Below are 15,937 nucleotides of genomic sequence, written 5' to 3'. Positions count from 1 at the left end.
ATGGATTCATTCTACGCCATAGCCCGAAATACCTGCCTATCACTGGCGGCAGCCGCTGCGGTCATTGCAGGATTACGGCTCTTTCAAAAATGGAACCGAGGTGAAGAAGTAGAAGGTATGATTTTTATTTGGCTAATCGGAATCTTATTTGCTGGTGGCATCGTAGTCATGGTGGATAATTTCATAGTAGGTGGCGCTTATGTCTTTTTTACGGGAATTTCAGGAACGGCAGAAGGTCTTTCCATTGAAATCTACCAAGCTTCATTGCTACTCGGTATCGTCATTACAATTGTAGGAGTCATCAAAATCTACCGAAAATTTCAAAATGGAGAAGAGGACATTTACGAGTATATGCTCAAATGGTTCGGCTCATTGTTGTTTTTATTCAGTATGGGTTATTTAATCAGTGCAATTCTATGAAGTCTTTTCCTGTATTTAGGGGCGTTGACAATGAAATTGAGTTTCGAGGACTACGAGGCAAACATTTCTACTACGCTGCCGTCGGCATCATTGCGAGTATTTTCCTAACGCTGTTTTTGTATATCATCGGTTTGAACACCCTGATTGCTATTTCGGTATTGCTGATTAGCGCAGGAAGTACGCTTTTTTATACTTATGATGCCAATAAACGGCACGGACGCTGGGGCGAAATCAAATTGGCTGTCAAAAATCATAAGCCTTTTTTTGTTTACCAAAACCGTTCTTTTGCCCGATTGATTGAAATACGAACTTTATCCAAACGCAAGTGAAAAATATCAACCAAAATAAGGCAAAAAACCTTGAAACGATATTCCCTATTTTGGCAGTGGATGCTGAAACGGACATTATCGTTTCCAAAAATGCTGATTTGACGGTAGCTTTTGAAATGAAAGTCCCCGAAATATTCGCCATCTCAGATAGCGAATACGATACGCTACACGACGTGTTGGTTCGAGCAATCAAGATTCTGCCCATTGGCTACATGATTCACAAGCAGGACATGTTTATTGAGGACGAATACAACCCAAATTTTGAGAGTGTCTATCTACAATCCAACAATTATGTGGCTTGGGAAAATGAACGACACTTTGCAGAACGTCCCTATCTACGGCATCGTTGCTATTTGTACATTACTCGGCCTGCTTCTTCGCCTTTGAAACGAACGAGTCAACAATCCTCGCTACTCAAACGTCATTTGGTACCAAAGGAAATCCAAGATCCGAAAACATGGATTGAGTTTACGGACATTGTGAATCAATTCGAGGCAACTTTCAACGATTCCGGAAAGGTAAAGCTGAATAGGTTAAACAAAGATGAAATTCTCGGTACAAAAACTGAAACGGGGCTTTTTCAAAAATACTTTTCGCTTTCATTTGATGACGAAGCGTTGTATGATCTCGAAACAAAAGACGGTTTGAAAGTGGCAGGTAATACTACTTATACCTACGCTATTACCGAACTCAACGATTTTCCGAACGATTTACAAAATTCCGCTCGGCTCGAACAGTTTTCCACCGACAGCAGCCACTTCCCCATTTCAACGGGTTCGACACTGGGAATGATGCTCTCCTGCAATCACGTATATAATCAAGCGTTAGTGGTTTGCGACGGTGATGCCATGGTAAACGACATGGTCGGAGAAGTTCGCCGACATTATTCTTTTTCGGCATGGTCGAAGGAAAACGAAGTAAGTATTTCAGCCAAAGATGCCTTTATGGCAGAAGTGAAAGCCAACAATAGAAAGGTCGTAAAAGCACACTTCAATGTAATGGTTTTTCACCGAGATTCTGAAATTGCTGATAACTACCGTTCATTGGCTGCGGCGGCAATTTCTAAGTTAGGCTTCAAACCAAAGTTAGCCACTTGGGATGCTGAAACGTTGTTCTGGGCTTGTATCCCTGGAAATATTTCTGAAATCGGAACGGATAACTTGGCTACCTGTTTTTTGGAAGAAGCTACGAGCATTTGGAACTTAGAAACCAACTACCAAGACGGTTTTTTCAACAAAAATGGAATTCTACTGACCGATCGCTTTGGGCGTCCATGTATGGTTGACCCATTCTTTGCCCCGTTGGAAAAAGGGTTGATTTCCAACCGAAATTTTATGGTCATTGGCCCATCAGGGTCGGGTAAGTCGTTTACAATGAACAACATCATTTACTACTTACTTTCCCATGGCGTACACATCAGCATGGTGGACGTCGGACACTCGTACAAACGACTGTGCAAACTCATGGGAGGAAGGTACATTACCTACGAAACAGATAACCCCATTAATTTCAATCCCTTCTACATGAAGGACTTGAACCCTGATGAAGAGACCAAAGATGCTTTGGCGAATCTGTTGATGGCTCTTTGGAAAAAAGACGGGGAACGCTCATCCAAATCCGAAGAAGTAACAATTTCGAGTATTGTTCACGAATACTACGTGGCTCTGCGTCGCAATCGAAATGACGGGAATGATATTTTTCCATGTTTCGATAGCTTTTATGAGTTCACTCAAAATGACTATCCTGACATCTTTAAGCAAAACCAGGGGCGTTCAGAAAAGGAATTTGACTTACAAAACTTTCTATACGTTTTACGTCCCTACTACAAAGGAGGGCAATATGACTACTTGCTCAATTCTCGGCAAAACATTGACCTCATGGATTTACCTTTCGTAATCTATGAGTTAGATAATATCAAAGACCACCCAGTACTTTTTCCCGTGACAACCATTATGATTATGAACACCTACGTTCGTAAACTATTCAGTGTCAAAGGGGTGTTGAAAATGTTGGTCATCGAAGAAGCGTGGAAAGCTTTGGCAAAAGACAGTTTTTCTGACTTCTTACGCTGGTGTTCAAAGACCGTTAGGAAGCATTACGGCTCATTGGGGGTTGTTACACAGGAAGTAGATGATTTGGTTGGAAATGCCATCGTCAAAGATGCTATTATCAACAATTCGCCGATTAAGTTTCTGCTTGACCAAAGCAATTATGAGAAACGTTTTGGCGAAATCATGCAGACACTGGCACTCTCCGAAAAGCAAGCGAACATCATTTTAAGTATCAATAAAGGCAAAGACCCAAATCGCCCACCGTACAAAGAATTGGCGTTGTTACTGGGGGACTATTGCAAAGTTTATGGGGTTGAAGTTTCCAAAACGGCCTATGGAACTTTTACCACTGAACGACGAGAGGTGGAGGAAATTCAAGATTTAGCCCAAAACAACTACAACGGCAACCTTGAAAGTGCCGTAAAAGCGTGGGCAAACGGTGAACGCACAACTGTTTTTCAACCTTAATACTTACTCCCATGTTACGTTTAAAACCCTTAAAATTACTCACTCTGATAGGTTTCTTGACCTTTTTTCAATTGAAAGCCAATGCACAGTTTGTGGTATCTGACCCTCTGCATACGGCAGTTACACAGCTCATCAAACTGCTGCAAGACCCTTCATTTAAAACCTTGGTCAAAAATGTCGAAAAGTTGAAAAAAGTAGCCAGTGGAGTACAACAATTTCACAGGGGAACCCAGTTGGTTTCAACCATTACCCAAACGACTTCGATGCTCAATCAAATGGCTAATTCAATTGGAAAGGATGGGCATATTTATCCTGCCGAGTACCAGCTAATTATTCAGGATTTTCAAGGTTTAACCAAAGCAGGAACAGATATTTTGAAAGATATGAGGCAATCTACCTCACAAAATATCCTTGAAATGAATGATTCCGAACGAATGAACTGGCTCAACATGGCGCACGAACGAGCGGGAAAATTTCAAAATCTGGTACAAGCATACTACAATCGAATCCGAGCTATGTCCATGAGGAGAGCTGGAAATTTACGAGATCGACAGGCTACGGCCAAGCTCTATGACATTGCCTTAGCAAACGTTACAAGCAACCCATTAGGGGGGAATTTTAACTTTAACAATGGCAACGAACAAGCTTATGATGCTTTTTACCCAGAAGGAACTTCTGTTTTGGACAACTACACCGAAACCGAGGATGCTGTCAAAATGCGTCAGGCACAAGAGGATTTTAACAAACGTCTTTTAAATTATCAAGATGAATTACAAATCGCCGAAATGAAGGCACAGCGCATAGCTTTATCCATGAAAATTGCAGAAGGATACCGACCGATTGAAAACTGGGCTGGGACAAAAACGGTAGGTTGGGCAACCCCTGACGGTAAAGAGATTTCTAAAGAAGAATTTGAGGTGATTGTCAAGATACTCGGACGGGAATTACTGGTTCCGATGCGAGAAGAACTGACCAAAAAATACCGAATTGACGAAGGTATCAAACTGAAATAGCATGAATTTCGATATTCTAAAAACGCTCGAATACGTCTATCAAAGTACCCTCACCAGTTCTAATGGTGCAGCGGAAAAAATAGAGGTCAGCATACGGGCAGTGGCGGGGATTGGTGCGTTGGTCTATATATTTTCGAGATTGATTGGGCAAATTTCCCGTAACGAACCGATTGACTTTTTCCCGTATCTACGTCCGTTTCTCATGGTGTTACTTATTGCTTCCGCTCCCAAAATGTGTGACGTGATGGACGCTTTTGGCAAGAAAACAGTAAGTTTGGTCAACGCATCAAACGGAGATTTGTACGAAAAGGTCAAGAAGAACACCGAAATGGTACAAAAGAAAATTCGGGAGAAGTGGGACGAAATTGGTACCAATCCTCAACGATACAAAGAAATTTTTGGTGGTGACTTAAACGAAGACCGTGAAGCATTCATGGGTTTGGGTAGTGTAGGCGTTGATTTCAAAATTGGATTCCAACGTTTTTCAGAGGAATTTAAGTTTCAGATTTTGTCTGCCCTTCAAGATATTTTAATGGCAATCATGCACTTGGCCGAAGCCATTTTATTCTTGATTTCCATCTGTTACCGCCTCGTACTAAGAATGGGCGCCCCCATTGCGTTTGTATTAGCGATATTTCCTGGCTTTACTCAAAATATAGCCAGTTGGTTTGGTAGTTACATCAACTACACACTTATGCCCACCGTTGCGGCTTTGTACAGCAGCATTGCCTTTGCCGCTTCTGATGCCTACCTGAATGCCTATGACCCTGCGGTTGCCGTACAGTCGGGAGGAGCTGAAGCTCAGCAACCTGAGTATTTAGGATTAGCCTACATCGCCTTACTCGTCATGTTTCTGATTGGCTATTTTCAAGTTCCTTCTATGACCAATATGCTCGTAACCGTAGGCGGGGTCGGGGCAATGGTACAAGGAGCTACTCGCATGGTTAATCAAACGCTTGGTAGTGCAGCCTCATCAGTGGCCAAAGGAACGGCTGGTGCTGGTACTCGAATATTGAGAGATACGAGCAAAGCTTCACTTGATGGTTTAGTAAACATTCCCAAGAACGTTTCAACAGGTGTCCAACAAGGTTCTAACAAAGGTGCAAGCTATGGTTCACAAGGGAAAGTAGTTGGTGGGGTAATTGGCGGAGTGGGTGGCTTGGCAAAATCTACGGTTGGAGCAACAGCCCTCGGAGCCTTAAATGCGACAAAACAGGAAGGTAAACGCCAAAAGAATCGCTTGAATCGTAAAATTAACCGTCTGTAAACACATGCTTTTAAAATCATTTCAATACCGAAATAACCTACTGTACCGCCACCGAAAAACTCTCAATTTCAATCTTGGAGCGTTGGGACTATTGGCCTTCATGACGATTGCAATAGTAATTTGGTCATTCAAAAAATACCAACGCAACACAGCTAAAACCTATGTTTTTCATCAAAAAGGGGCATCCATTGAAATTTACGACGACAAAAAATGAAAGAATTATTGCAATTAGAAAAGGACTTCCAGCGAGGTAGGCTGCTGGTCATCGTGGCATTTGCCTGTTCATTTCTCATCTCTATTACGGCAGTGGTACTGGCGTTCAAATACAGTAATGATTTCTCAAAACGCATCTATCTGGTCAATCGAGGTGAAGCCATCGAAGTAACCTGCGGAGACGTAACCGACAATCGCCCAGCCGAAGCCCGTCACCATGTAAGTCGTTTTCACGAACTATTCTTCAATGTTTCGCCTGACCCGAAATCCATTGACGACAACATGAAAAAAGCGTTATTTCTCTGTGATGAGTCTGCAAAGAAGCTACATGATAACCTCAGCGAGCAGAATTTTTATCGTGAAATGATTCAAGGGAACGTAACCCAACGAGTTAAAGTAGATTCTGTTTTAACGGATTTACGAATGTATCCTTACCGAACCATCACGTACGCAACACTTATTCAAGAACGAGCTACTGCTATTTCAGAAAGGCAACTTATTACGCAAACGTATTTGGTGGACATCAATCGTTCTGATAATTCACCCAACGGTTTTTTGATGCGTGATTTCCAAATTCTTACTTCCAAAATCGTGCGGGAACGTTCAAAATAACCATGCGCTCATTATTCAGAAAAACCCAAAAAGAGGAAGAACATCCTGCCTTTCAGGTGGGCGAACAAGTAGGAAAATGGTTTTCGGAACTGACTATTAAAATAGCAAACTACCTAAATAGCTGGCAACACCGAGTAGGCTTTCGGCTAAGAAACGTACTGATTTTAAGCGTTTTGCTTTTACTTTTCGCATGGTTCATTTGGCAAATAAGGAATGTTTTTAATTAAATTTTTCACTACCAATGCACATGAATAACAACTCAAATCCGCACCATGTGCCCATGACGGCAGGGGCTGAAACGGCTAAAAAATTGAGTTTTAATAAAAAACAGTTAGCCATGTTTCTAATCCCAATTGCTTGTTTAATCGGAATAGGAATTTTTGGAGTGATGGGTGGATTTATCTCAACTGGTCAAAGTAATTCTGCTGATAGTACTCACCTCGACTTAGCCCCACCCGAAGCAAAACTAAAAAATGTGAAGGATGACGACAAGTATGACAAAGACTTTACCCCTTCCGACCTTAGCCCTAATCGTTCAGGTACAAATGCCCTCGATCAACACGCTGCTCAAAATACCGAAATGCTCACGGGGCAGAACCCGACGCAACGCCTGGGCACGAATGAATACTTGACTGAAAATGATTTGCAAGCAATTGAACGGAGGAATAATCAACTACAATACGCTTCACCTACTGAGCAAAAAGCATTTCAAAAGCGTCAGTTTACCCAGCAAAACCAACGACAACTAAGGGAGCAGCAACGGGTGTTGAAGACGATGTACCGCAGCCCAAAAAGTAAGGAGCAATTAAGCGAGGAAAGTCAAGACCGAGCCGACCGTGATTTTAATCGTCGTGCGACCGAAACTGTTTTACGGCAAATAGAAATGGCGAATCAAAGGAATATGGGTGGCCAAACCGAAGGTGGAACCTCCCCTACCCTATCTGCCGATCCATTAATGACCAAAGAATACTTGACCCTCAAAAAAGCCTACGGTGGCCAATTACCCGCTGAGTACCGCACATTGTTCAAAAAGGAAATAGAAGCGGAGAACAAGGGGCTACTCAAAAATGAAGCCGAAGAGCCTAATACTATGATTTTGACGGAAACTGAAAAGAGAACGACTAACGGTTTCTACGGCGCTAACAGTGCAAAAACCAACTCCAAATCAACCCGCACTAACAACACCGCCATCGAAGCAGTAATACACGGCGACGGTGACAAAGTGGTAGTAGAAAATGGAAGTACCCTAAAAATTCGATTGACTGAAACCGTACAATTGCTGTTAAATAGTGAACGAGTAACTTTACCTGTTCACACACTTCTGGCAGGAACTTGTCAGATTAACGGAGAAAGGATTAGTGTTACAATCATTAGCATTAGACTCGGCGTCACCCTCTATCAAACCAATCTCACGGTATATGACTTGGATGGCCGTGCAGGGCTTTATGTTCCTAAAATTCGAGAGAAAAACATCATCGCCAATAGTTTGGGGCAATCAGCACAAACAGCAGTAGCTTCACCTTCTTTCTTTATTCAGCAAGGCAGTTTAGGACAACAGGTAGGTACACAAATGGCCTTACAAGCTGGGAATTCGATTTTTTCGGGCGTGAGAGCATACGCCCAAGCGAAAATTGCGAATGTGAAAGTAACCGTAAAACCCAATTACAAAATCTTACTCAAACCCACCGAACGGGGTAGTTCGTTCGGAACAATCAACGAATAACAAACTATCTTGATATGAAAATATTTTTCTATCCGACAGTATTTGTCGGTCTCAGCTTGTCACTTTCAAGTTATGCCCAGAAAGAAGGTGTTTCAATCGCCAATCCAATACTGACGCAATCAGTGAATAGCACGCCTTATATTTTACCAATTGATAAAGGCTCAGTAAAAGGAAGTTACCCAATTGGAGTTTCCAATCGAAAAACAATACACATCATTTTCCCTGCCAAAATCAGAGAATTTGACGCTGGTACAGGCGATGTAATTGCCCAAATTCCCGAAACAGTACCGAATATACTGCGTGTAAAAGCCAAAGAAAAAGCCGATTTCTGCGAAACTAATATGACGGTTATTACGGAAGAAGGCGGTTTTTACAGTTTCTTGGTTCGTTTTCAAGAAGACCCCGAAATCTTAAACATCAACATAGCCAATAATTTGTTAGCCGACAATTTTACGTCTGACCAAAAAGGAATGAACCACAGTCCTATTATTTCATTCGTGGATAAACCCAATGAGAAAAACGAAAACGAGATACTAACCGAATGTCAGAAGGTTCAGAAGCTGACTTCGTACATTAGAAACATCGGTGCTTCTAAGATGAAACTGACCTGCTTGCTCACGAGCCTGTACGTGAAAAATAAAACGATTTACTTTCAATTGAACGTTAGAAACGATTCTGAGATTGATTACGAAATTGATTTTTTTAAGTTTTATCTGAGAGACAAAGACGTACTCAAACGCATGGCAGCCCAAGAAGTAGAAATAAAACCTTTCGCCAATTATCCTAAAACTTTGACTACCATCCGCAGTAATACCGAGTACACCACAGTGTATGCCCTCCCCTTGCGAACTTTCCCAGAAGATAAAGTAATTGAAGTAGAGCTGTACGAAAAAGACGGCGGTCGCCACTTGCGTTTCCAAGTAGAAAGCGACATCATGCTACAAGCTAAGAATCTATAATCCTTTGATTTTGAGTTAAAAATGAAGAATACTAAACTATCAAAATATCTTTCTATTCAAATAGTTGCTGTTTGGCTCGTCTTTGGGCTTGCAGCAAATGCTCAAAACCACTTAAAAGGGCAACGGTTTTTTGAAGGTTATTTGGGAACAGTGGACGGTTTTCGCCCCCTTAGTGGTGCCCAAATACTGCTTTCAACTGGAAAATACAACCGCCATTACAACGCCTGGAAATCCACTGCAAGTTACCAACGTAAAACCTCCGCATTAGTTGATTCAACCAATATCCCACAAGAACAATTTATCTTGGGATATGGCTACGAATTCATCTTACACCGCAATGCCACCCGTACCTTTTTTGTGCGGGGATTGGCTCAACCCTTTGCAGGTTATGAGTCCATCAACCATGACCAAGTTATTTCTGAAACCGCAATGCAGCGTTCCACGTTTCTGGTAGGCTTGGACGCTGGCCTCGAAGTGGAAATAAATCCCGTTGTTTTCGGTTTCCGCCAACGATGGAACCCTACATCATCAGTACAAGCGTTTCACTCAACGGTGTTTGTGGGAGTGAGGTGGCATGGGAGGTGAGCAACTTCACCCTGTTCTATGGGTAGTGTTTTGTGAAATTTAATTGTGCCGAATTCCTATTTAAACAACTAAATATTAAAATATCTTTCTATCTAAATACTTAACTATTATATCCTTTCAATCCTCCCCATCAACACCTTAGCATATTCCGCCTTCATCTCATCCGGCAAAAAACTCTGCCCAATCAGCTCTAACATGGCAGTTTGTTTCTTTACAAACTTAGCATAAACCCGTTCGGAAGATTTGGCAGGAATACCCAACTTTGCAGCTAATTCATCAAAATCGGCTCGTTTGAGTCGGTTTTTCTTGCCGTTTATGGTTAAAGCTGATTCTTCCAGGTCTTCGGGCATAGCCAATTTAGTAGAAACCAAATCGTAGGCGGGAGATAGAGCCACCTCTCCATCGTCAAACCGAATCAGCGAGAAGTTTTTCAGGTGCATATCAGCATTACCCGTGAGAAAACAAAAAACGACCAACTCAAATAGAGCCAACGCATCCAAACCTTTATTGGTAGCATAGGTACGAATCGTCTTACCCACTTTTTCAATGGAGCCTCGGTATTTATGTTCGGTGAGGGTTTCGGTCAGTTGGCATAAATCCTCTATGTGGATTTTTTTGTCCTTTTGTCGGTCAAAGCGTTTGGTCAAATATGCCAATTTACCCGATTGCAATCGAATTAGTGTATGTTCTGCTGTTTTGATGCCGCATAGAGCTGCCAATTTCATGGTCAAATCTTCGTTTTCGGGTAGAGCTTCAAAGTGGTCAGTTGGTGGTTTGAGGATATAATTTCCCCACAACCCCACCACCGTCAGGCGACTTGTTTGGGCATCTACTCTTTCTAAATCTAACGAGAGTTTGGGCTGCACACCAGTTACAGCTACGCTACGAATGATGAGTCGTCGGGCCATTTCTCGCAAATCATCAGGAGTCAAATGGAGAATCGGCGGCATAGGTGTCCCAAAGAATTTCTTGCAGCATTTGACGTGGAAGTCTTGCTCAGGCTCACTCAAAGGCTGATAACAATAAAGGCAGCATTGGTTCATGGCTCACTATTTTCTATTTTCTTCACACTTACTGCCCCAAGGCAATCTTGACAAACTGTCAGTAATAGTCCCATTCGGTCTCGTGGGTTGAGCTTCCAATTTTGAATGGCAATCTCCAACAACCAACCCTCGGGAATCAATCCGTCAAAAAATGGAAATAGCATCTTGCTTTTATAGGGTGCTTCCCTCAGCGGTAAAGTTAAGCTCACAGGCAGGTAATTATTTTTCAAATAGGCTGCTTCATACGTGAATACATACCCATCTTCTTCTTCGCTAATGATTCCTGCCAATTGGTCTTGGTAATAAACCGCTCCACTCCTATTCATGACTTACCTCCTTTCTGACGGGTCCTACTTCACACCCAAACAAATCCAAAACTTGATTTATTTTGTCAAGCCGTAAGGTTTGTTTTCCTTGTTCGAGTTCTCGTACAAAGCGAAGCCCTACGCCTGATTTTTCAGCTAAATCCACTTGGGTCAGTTTTAAAGACTTGCGTTTGTCCTTTACAAATTGGGCAATAAGACTTTTCATTTATACCTGTTCGGGGTTATTTCATTAGTATTCAATTGTTTTATACCTGTTCGGGTACGAATATAGGAAATAATACTTGATTTATACCCGAATGGGTGCAAAATATTTTTAATCCTATTCTACACAAGGCATAATTCCCAAGCCCCCGCCCTCTTCCCAACAAGGTGAGCCGTAGTATTCATCCATCGCCAAGGTGAACAAGGCATCTTTTTCGGCCTCGCTCCTAAGCTGCCAACTTGGTAGTTCGTCCCATTCATCACAAAGTCTTATTTGCCACAAATACCCTGTTGTATCAAAAATCTGATACACATCTGCCGATTGCTGTTGTACTCTAACCAATCGAAACCCCAATGCTTCGGCTCGTCTTTTGGGGGATTGTTCAATGGGTAAAGTTGTTGTTTCCATTAGAAATAGTTAGCTATTTTAATATCTAAATATACAGATAGTAAGCTATTTTGTCAAAAATAGAGGATTTAATAGGTGATTTTTTTATCCAATGGATTAGCATTTTTGATTTGAAAATGACTGAGTTACGACAATAATGTTTATTTTTGTTCGCATATCGCAATTTGCGAACAACGAACATGAAAAAGCACAATGGGATGCGACCGCTTGATATAGTGGTTCTATCAAAAATTATTGCTTACGGGCATCACGAGTGGAAAATTCGTAATTTGTCAAATGATTTAGGGATTAGTTTGTCCGAAATCAGTGAATCACTCAATCGCTCCATGATTGGTGGTTTGATTGATAATGAGAAAAGGCAGGTTTTTAGAAATAACCTGTTGGATTTTTTGCAACATGGCGTAAAATATGTGTTTCCCGCCGTACCTGGTCCCTTATCAATAGGTACGCCAACGGCACACTCTGCCCCGTTTTTCCAAGCCCAGTTTATCTCAAATGAAGCGTTTGTTTGGCCTAATCCTGATGGAAATATTCGAGGTCAAGTTATTGAACCATTGTACGTTTCAGTAGCTAATGCGGTTAAAAATGACCTTATTTTATACGAAATATTAGCGGCCATTGATATATTGAGAATTGGAAGACCCCGTGAAATCAAATTAGCAAATCAAGCACTTAAAACCCTTTTCGATGCATCCGTACAATCAGCATATTAACATACTGCGGATTAAAGCCGTAGCCACGGCTTTACAAGAACTCAATGAAAATGTAGTCTTTGTCGGTGGCGCCACTGTTGCCCTCTACGCTGATGTACAAAAATCAGTAGAAATTAGGCCAACAAACGACGTTGATGTGGTTATTGAACTCGCTTCTTACAAAAATTATGGAGATCTGGATGAACGACTTCGTTCAATCGGCTTCCAAAATGATGTTGAATCAGGTGTAATTTGTCGGTACAAAGTCCAAGGAATCATTGTTGATGTGATGCCAACTACAACCAATATACTTGGGTTTAGTAACCGTTGGTATGTAGATGGTTTCAAAAATGCGATTGATCATGAGCTTTTTGATGGCTTCTCTGTGAAAATTTTTAATTCCGCTTACTTCATTGCCACAAAATTAGAAGCACACAAGATGCGAGGTGGGAATGACTTTCGGACCAGTACTGATTTTGAGGATATCGTCTTTATCCTTGACAATTGCTCCACAATAAGTAATGATTTATACAGTATTTCTGACGATTTGAGCCAATATTTAAAAGTAGAATTCACAAGACTTCTAAAACATCCAGACATTAAAGAAGGCATCTATGCTCATATTGAACCTCGGTTTGCAGCCCACCGCAGTATGAAAATTTTAGAAATGCTGGAATCTTTCGTGAACAGCTTTGGGTGAAACCCTAACCTACTCGAATCTGTCTTTTTGTTATCACCTCTGGCGCATCCTCTGTCTTTTGCTGTTCCTTCCAAATTACCCGCTTCATTTGAGTGGTTGATGTAAGCTCATACAATTGTTCTACTTCCTGACAAAAACGACCCATTTCTAAAAAATTGAAGCGAGTTTTTGCCGTATTTTTCCCATCTAAACTGATTCTGTTAGCAATGATGTGAAAATGGTCATGGTCTTTGTCAGCATGGCGAAAAGCAACGAGTTGGTTGTTTTCCATGCCAAAACGCTGCGCAAACAACTGACAAATCTCAGCCATCGTTTCGGTATTGATTTTCTCGCCAACGGGAAACGAAAAAACTTGGTGCCAAACGGGTTTCTCAATACGATGATTTAAGTTAGCGGTACGCTGCATCCGTTCTGCCATTTTTTCAAGATTCAGAAGAGTCTTATTAGCTCCTTTTTCCTGTCTTAAATTATTAACCGTTGAAACAGGTACTTGCTGAAAATAGACCAATTCACCCCTTACTTGTGAACGGTCAAGGCTTAGATTGGGACGGGTGGCGTAATAACAGTATTCCAATGTCCCCAAGAAGCTCGTTCCGATAGAGGCTACTTTTCCAATCATAAGGTTTCTTCCAGATAGTCATAAGTACGCTGAACGATATTAGATACCTGCAAAGTCGTCTGTTTTATCTCAGCCGAAATAGCCTTTTCATGGCTGACTTTGTGACTCAATTGCAACATCGTTCCTGATAACTTTTCAAGGTTTTTAAGCAAAGCAAGTACGTCCGTTGGTAACGATTGTTGCACAGGTAAGTACGCCTTACTTTGCATACTGCATTGCCTCAAAAAGTCAGCCTTATTCAGGTTACTTGCTTTACTTTGTTTACTCAATAAGTCCCATTCAGCCTCCGTAAATCGCACGGTTAGTCGCCTGTTCCTTACTTTTGTTTCATCTTTTTTAGGGCGACCATTGGATGGTATTTTTGATTTTTTGTGCTTGGATTTTACCCCTTCGTCTATTATCTCTACCCTTTTTTTGTCTGCCAAAAACATAACTTGCTTATTCTGATTTTAACCTTTAAAGTTTCCCCTTCATTCCTAAGTTCTTTCCTCTCTATCGAACCTATTTTCGAGGTATTCCAATTCAAAAACAATATTAAATAAACTATTTTATTTATTTTAGCAACTTTAATATAATTTACTAAATTTATGTCAGCCCAAATCATTTGTGTACATACCTCCAAAGGCGGAACGGGCAAATCTACCATCACGACTATTTTATCGTCTTACTTAACTTACGAATTGAGTAAACGAGTCTTGGTGATTGATGCTGATGCTCCACAATTTTCAATTGACAGCTTGCGCCATCGGGAACAAACCATTTACCAAAATATCAGCCAAAAATGTCAGGATTTTGATGAGGTAAAAAAAGCTCTTTTTGCCTCTCAGCTTTCAGTAGCCGACCAAGCCATTTATGAACGGTATCGCCACAATCAACAACGCAGCATTACTGATTTTTATCCGATTTACACTGTTGAACAATCGGAATTAGATGAATTGAACATTGAGAAAATCAGTGATTCCTACGACTATGTTTTCTTTGATTTAGGGGGTAGGTTTGATGAAAGTATTGTTCGTACACTCCGTTTCGCCGATTTGGTTCTTGTTCCCTTTACCACGCAAAACATTGACGTGATGGCCTCACTGGAATATTGTCTGACCTTGGCCGACCACGTAAAGCAAGGTCATCTTTCCGATTCAACCCAGTTTTGCTGTTTTTGGAATAAATATAAGTTCACGTTTCAGAAAAAAGCGGCACTCATTGAATCGCAATTGAAAACCAAGTTTGCTGCTAAGGGCATTTCTTTTGACTTTCTCGAAACTCGACTGAATGATGCTGATTCTGGCTTCGACCGTGCCAAGATGTGGACAACCATTTCGTCTCCTATTCTATTCAAAGGTGGCCAGTACCTCAATGGCATAGCACGGTTTACCGAAGAAGTTATTAAGCTATCTAATTATCAAAATAATTAAATATCCATGCCACAACTACCCGAAACACTCAAAATAGGATTGCCCAAACAAAAGGTTGCAGAAAGCCAAATCCCTTCTTCCATCTCAGAAATGGACTTCGACGACGAAACCCTCAATCGGCGAGTATCTACTTACCAAACGAGTATAAAACCAAAACCTCAGCTCGCAGTAAAGGTAAAAACCGAAAAGGTATTTCACATCGGACTAAAATTGGATGAGCAATTTCGTTCAGAGTGGTTACAACTCAAATACTCGTTGGCTCTGCGGCACGGTGTGGAGATTTCGATGCAGAAATATATTGAATTCCTTCATGCCAAGGCTGTTGAAAAAAGCAGATCTGATGATTTTTTGGCAGAAATGGCAGGTTATTTTCAAGCCAAAACCCAATGATGTTACAAATCTCGTTGAGTTTATACTTAGTCAGTGCCATATTAGTTATCGTAATCTGGGCGGCTCTGCTCTTGGGCTTTTTCAAAGTATCAAAACGGACTAAGGAAAAAAGACCCATTCCCGAAACCTTCACATTCTTTCAACCCAAACAAGGCGGTTCGTTCAAAAATACGGGAGATTTAATCGTTAGCTCACGGTTAGATGACTTAGATACTAAAATAGTTTCCTATCAAAATAGCTTAATGGGCGATAAATTAAAAACAGCACCTTTGCCTATCGAAGAACATTCCGAGTTCGCAAGTGATGATTCAGAACAGCATTTTGCGCTATTTTCTAATGAGGAGATTCAAGCCTCGGTAAGCCAAGCGCAACAAACCTTGGAAGAAATTATTACCAAGCGTAAAGAACGAAAAGCTGAGTTATTTGAATTTGAGCAGCTATTGGAAGCCATCGAAGAGGAGGATAAAATAGTTGAGTAGTTTTCTATTTAGATATTTTATTATTC

General features: G+C 41.1%; 22 protein-coding genes. 16 read left to right on the top strand and 6 right to left on the bottom strand.

Features of this window, described 5'->3' with window-relative positions:
* Genes AC23N5_RS25530 through AC23N5_RS25480 form a run of 11 tightly spaced genes read left to right on the top strand, consistent with a single transcriptional unit; the run spans position 1 to position 9,640 of the window.
* On the top strand, positions 1-420 hold the full coding sequence (locus tag AC23N5_RS25530) for a DUF4134 family protein (protein ID WP_013931209.1): 420 nt from the start codon (positions 1-3) through the stop codon (positions 418-420).
* Complete coding sequence (locus AC23N5_RS25525) at positions 417-749, top strand: DUF4133 domain-containing protein (protein ID WP_277341134.1); 333 nt, start codon at positions 417-419, stop codon at positions 747-749. Before AC23N5_RS25530 ends, AC23N5_RS25525 begins: the two co-directional genes overlap by 4 nt.
* Positions 746-3,268 (top strand): TraG family conjugative transposon ATPase, encoded by a 2,523-nt coding sequence (locus AC23N5_RS25520; protein ID WP_277341133.1) that lies wholly within the window; start codon positions 746-748, stop codon positions 3,266-3,268. Before AC23N5_RS25525 ends, AC23N5_RS25520 begins: the two co-directional genes overlap by 4 nt.
* 11 nt (positions 3,269-3,279) lie before the next feature.
* Positions 3,280-4,281 carry a hypothetical protein gene (locus AC23N5_RS25515; protein ID WP_277341132.1) on the top strand — a complete coding sequence of 334 codons (1,002 nt, stop codon included), beginning with the start codon at positions 3,280-3,282 and terminating at the stop codon, positions 4,279-4,281.
* A gap of 1 nt (position 4,282) precedes the next feature.
* Entirely contained in the window at positions 4,283-5,548 is a 1,266-nt protein-coding gene (locus AC23N5_RS25510; RefSeq protein WP_277341131.1) for a TraJ family protein, read from the top strand.
* A 4-nt stretch (positions 5,549-5,552) separates the two neighbouring features.
* A complete protein-coding gene (locus tag AC23N5_RS25505) occupies positions 5,553-5,762 on the top strand; it encodes a hypothetical protein (protein ID WP_277341130.1) in 210 nt (69 codons plus the stop codon).
* A complete protein-coding gene (traK, locus tag AC23N5_RS25500) occupies positions 5,759-6,373 on the top strand; it encodes a conjugative transposon protein TraK (RefSeq protein ID WP_277341129.1) in 615 nt (204 codons plus the stop codon). The genes AC23N5_RS25505 and traK overlap by 4 nt, the downstream gene beginning before the upstream one ends.
* Before the next feature lie 2 nt (positions 6,374-6,375).
* Positions 6,376-6,600: a hypothetical protein gene (locus AC23N5_RS25495; protein ID WP_277341128.1), complete on the top strand. Its 225-nt coding sequence runs from the start codon at positions 6,376-6,378 to the stop codon at positions 6,598-6,600.
* Positions 6,601-6,620: 20 nt separating this feature from the next.
* Positions 6,621-8,096, top strand: coding sequence for a conjugative transposon protein TraM (gene traM / locus AC23N5_RS25490; RefSeq protein ID WP_472490365.1), 1,476 nt, complete (start codon positions 6,621-6,623; stop codon positions 8,094-8,096).
* Between the two features lie 14 nt (positions 8,097-8,110).
* Entirely contained in the window at positions 8,111-9,055 is a 945-nt protein-coding gene (gene traN, locus AC23N5_RS25485) for a conjugative transposon protein TraN (RefSeq protein ID WP_277341236.1), read from the top strand.
* A gap of 21 nt (positions 9,056-9,076) precedes the next feature.
* The gene (locus AC23N5_RS25480; protein ID WP_277341235.1) at positions 9,077-9,640 is read left to right on the top strand and encodes a conjugal transfer protein TraO; all 564 of its coding nucleotides are present in this window, start codon (positions 9,077-9,079) and stop codon (positions 9,638-9,640) included.
* 107 nt (positions 9,641-9,747) lie between these two features.
* Here the strand turns inward: AC23N5_RS25480 and AC23N5_RS25475 are convergent, their stop codons facing one another.
* The 4 genes from AC23N5_RS25475 to AC23N5_RS25460 form a co-directional block, all read right to left on the bottom strand.
* Complete coding sequence (locus AC23N5_RS25475) at positions 9,748-10,683, bottom strand: HipA domain-containing protein (protein ID WP_472490364.1); 936 nt, start codon at positions 10,681-10,683, stop codon at positions 9,748-9,750.
* The gene (locus tag AC23N5_RS25470) at positions 10,680-11,009 is read right to left on the bottom strand and encodes a HipA N-terminal domain-containing protein (protein ID WP_277341233.1); all 330 of its coding nucleotides are present in this window, start codon (positions 11,007-11,009) and stop codon (positions 10,680-10,682) included. Before AC23N5_RS25470 ends, AC23N5_RS25475 begins: the two co-directional genes overlap by 4 nt.
* Complete coding sequence (locus AC23N5_RS25465; RefSeq protein WP_277341232.1) at positions 11,002-11,214, bottom strand: helix-turn-helix transcriptional regulator; 213 nt, start codon at positions 11,212-11,214, stop codon at positions 11,002-11,004. The genes AC23N5_RS25470 and AC23N5_RS25465 overlap by 8 nt, the downstream gene beginning before the upstream one ends.
* 114 nt (positions 11,215-11,328) lie before the next feature.
* Positions 11,329-11,619: a hypothetical protein gene (locus tag AC23N5_RS25460; RefSeq protein ID WP_277341231.1), complete on the bottom strand. Its 291-nt coding sequence runs from the start codon at positions 11,617-11,619 to the stop codon at positions 11,329-11,331.
* Between the two features lie 179 nt (positions 11,620-11,798).
* Here AC23N5_RS25460 and AC23N5_RS25455 point away from each other — a divergent pair, with 179 nt between their 5' ends.
* A complete protein-coding gene (locus AC23N5_RS25455) occupies positions 11,799-12,332 on the top strand; it encodes a hypothetical protein (protein WP_277341230.1) in 534 nt (177 codons plus the stop codon).
* On the top strand, positions 12,307-13,011 hold the full coding sequence (locus AC23N5_RS25450) for a hypothetical protein (protein ID WP_277341229.1): 705 nt from the start codon (positions 12,307-12,309) through the stop codon (positions 13,009-13,011). Before AC23N5_RS25455 ends, AC23N5_RS25450 begins: the two co-directional genes overlap by 26 nt.
* Positions 13,012-13,015: 4 nt before the next feature.
* Here the strand turns inward: AC23N5_RS25450 and AC23N5_RS25445 are convergent, their stop codons facing one another.
* Both AC23N5_RS25445 and AC23N5_RS25440 read right to left on the bottom strand, forming a co-directional pair.
* Positions 13,016-13,630 (bottom strand): relaxase/mobilization nuclease domain-containing protein, encoded by a 615-nt coding sequence (locus AC23N5_RS25445; RefSeq protein WP_277341228.1) that lies wholly within the window; start codon positions 13,628-13,630, stop codon positions 13,016-13,018.
* Positions 13,627-14,061: a plasmid mobilization protein gene (locus AC23N5_RS25440; protein WP_277341227.1), complete on the bottom strand. Its 435-nt coding sequence runs from the start codon at positions 14,059-14,061 to the stop codon at positions 13,627-13,629. Before AC23N5_RS25440 ends, AC23N5_RS25445 begins: the two co-directional genes overlap by 4 nt.
* A 156-nt stretch (positions 14,062-14,217) precedes the next feature.
* On the opposite strand from AC23N5_RS25440, the gene AC23N5_RS25435 reads away from it, so the two are divergent.
* The 3 genes from AC23N5_RS25435 to AC23N5_RS25425 are packed head-to-tail and all read left to right on the top strand — an operon-like array spanning position 14,218 to position 15,911.
* Positions 14,218-15,042 (top strand): ParA family protein, encoded by an 825-nt coding sequence (locus tag AC23N5_RS25435; RefSeq protein WP_277341226.1) that lies wholly within the window; start codon positions 14,218-14,220, stop codon positions 15,040-15,042.
* A 6-nt stretch (positions 15,043-15,048) separates the two neighbouring features.
* A complete protein-coding gene (locus tag AC23N5_RS25430; RefSeq protein ID WP_277341225.1) occupies positions 15,049-15,432 on the top strand; it encodes a hypothetical protein in 384 nt (127 codons plus the stop codon).
* Positions 15,429-15,911 (top strand): hypothetical protein, encoded by a 483-nt coding sequence (locus tag AC23N5_RS25425; RefSeq protein WP_277341224.1) that lies wholly within the window; start codon positions 15,429-15,431, stop codon positions 15,909-15,911. The genes AC23N5_RS25430 and AC23N5_RS25425 overlap by 4 nt, the downstream gene beginning before the upstream one ends.
* The last annotated feature ends 26 nt before the right edge of the window (positions 15,912-15,937 follow it).

This window comes from Runella sp. R5_40 (assembly GCF_057652295.1).
This window is presented reverse-complemented; position numbering and strand designations above follow the sequence as displayed.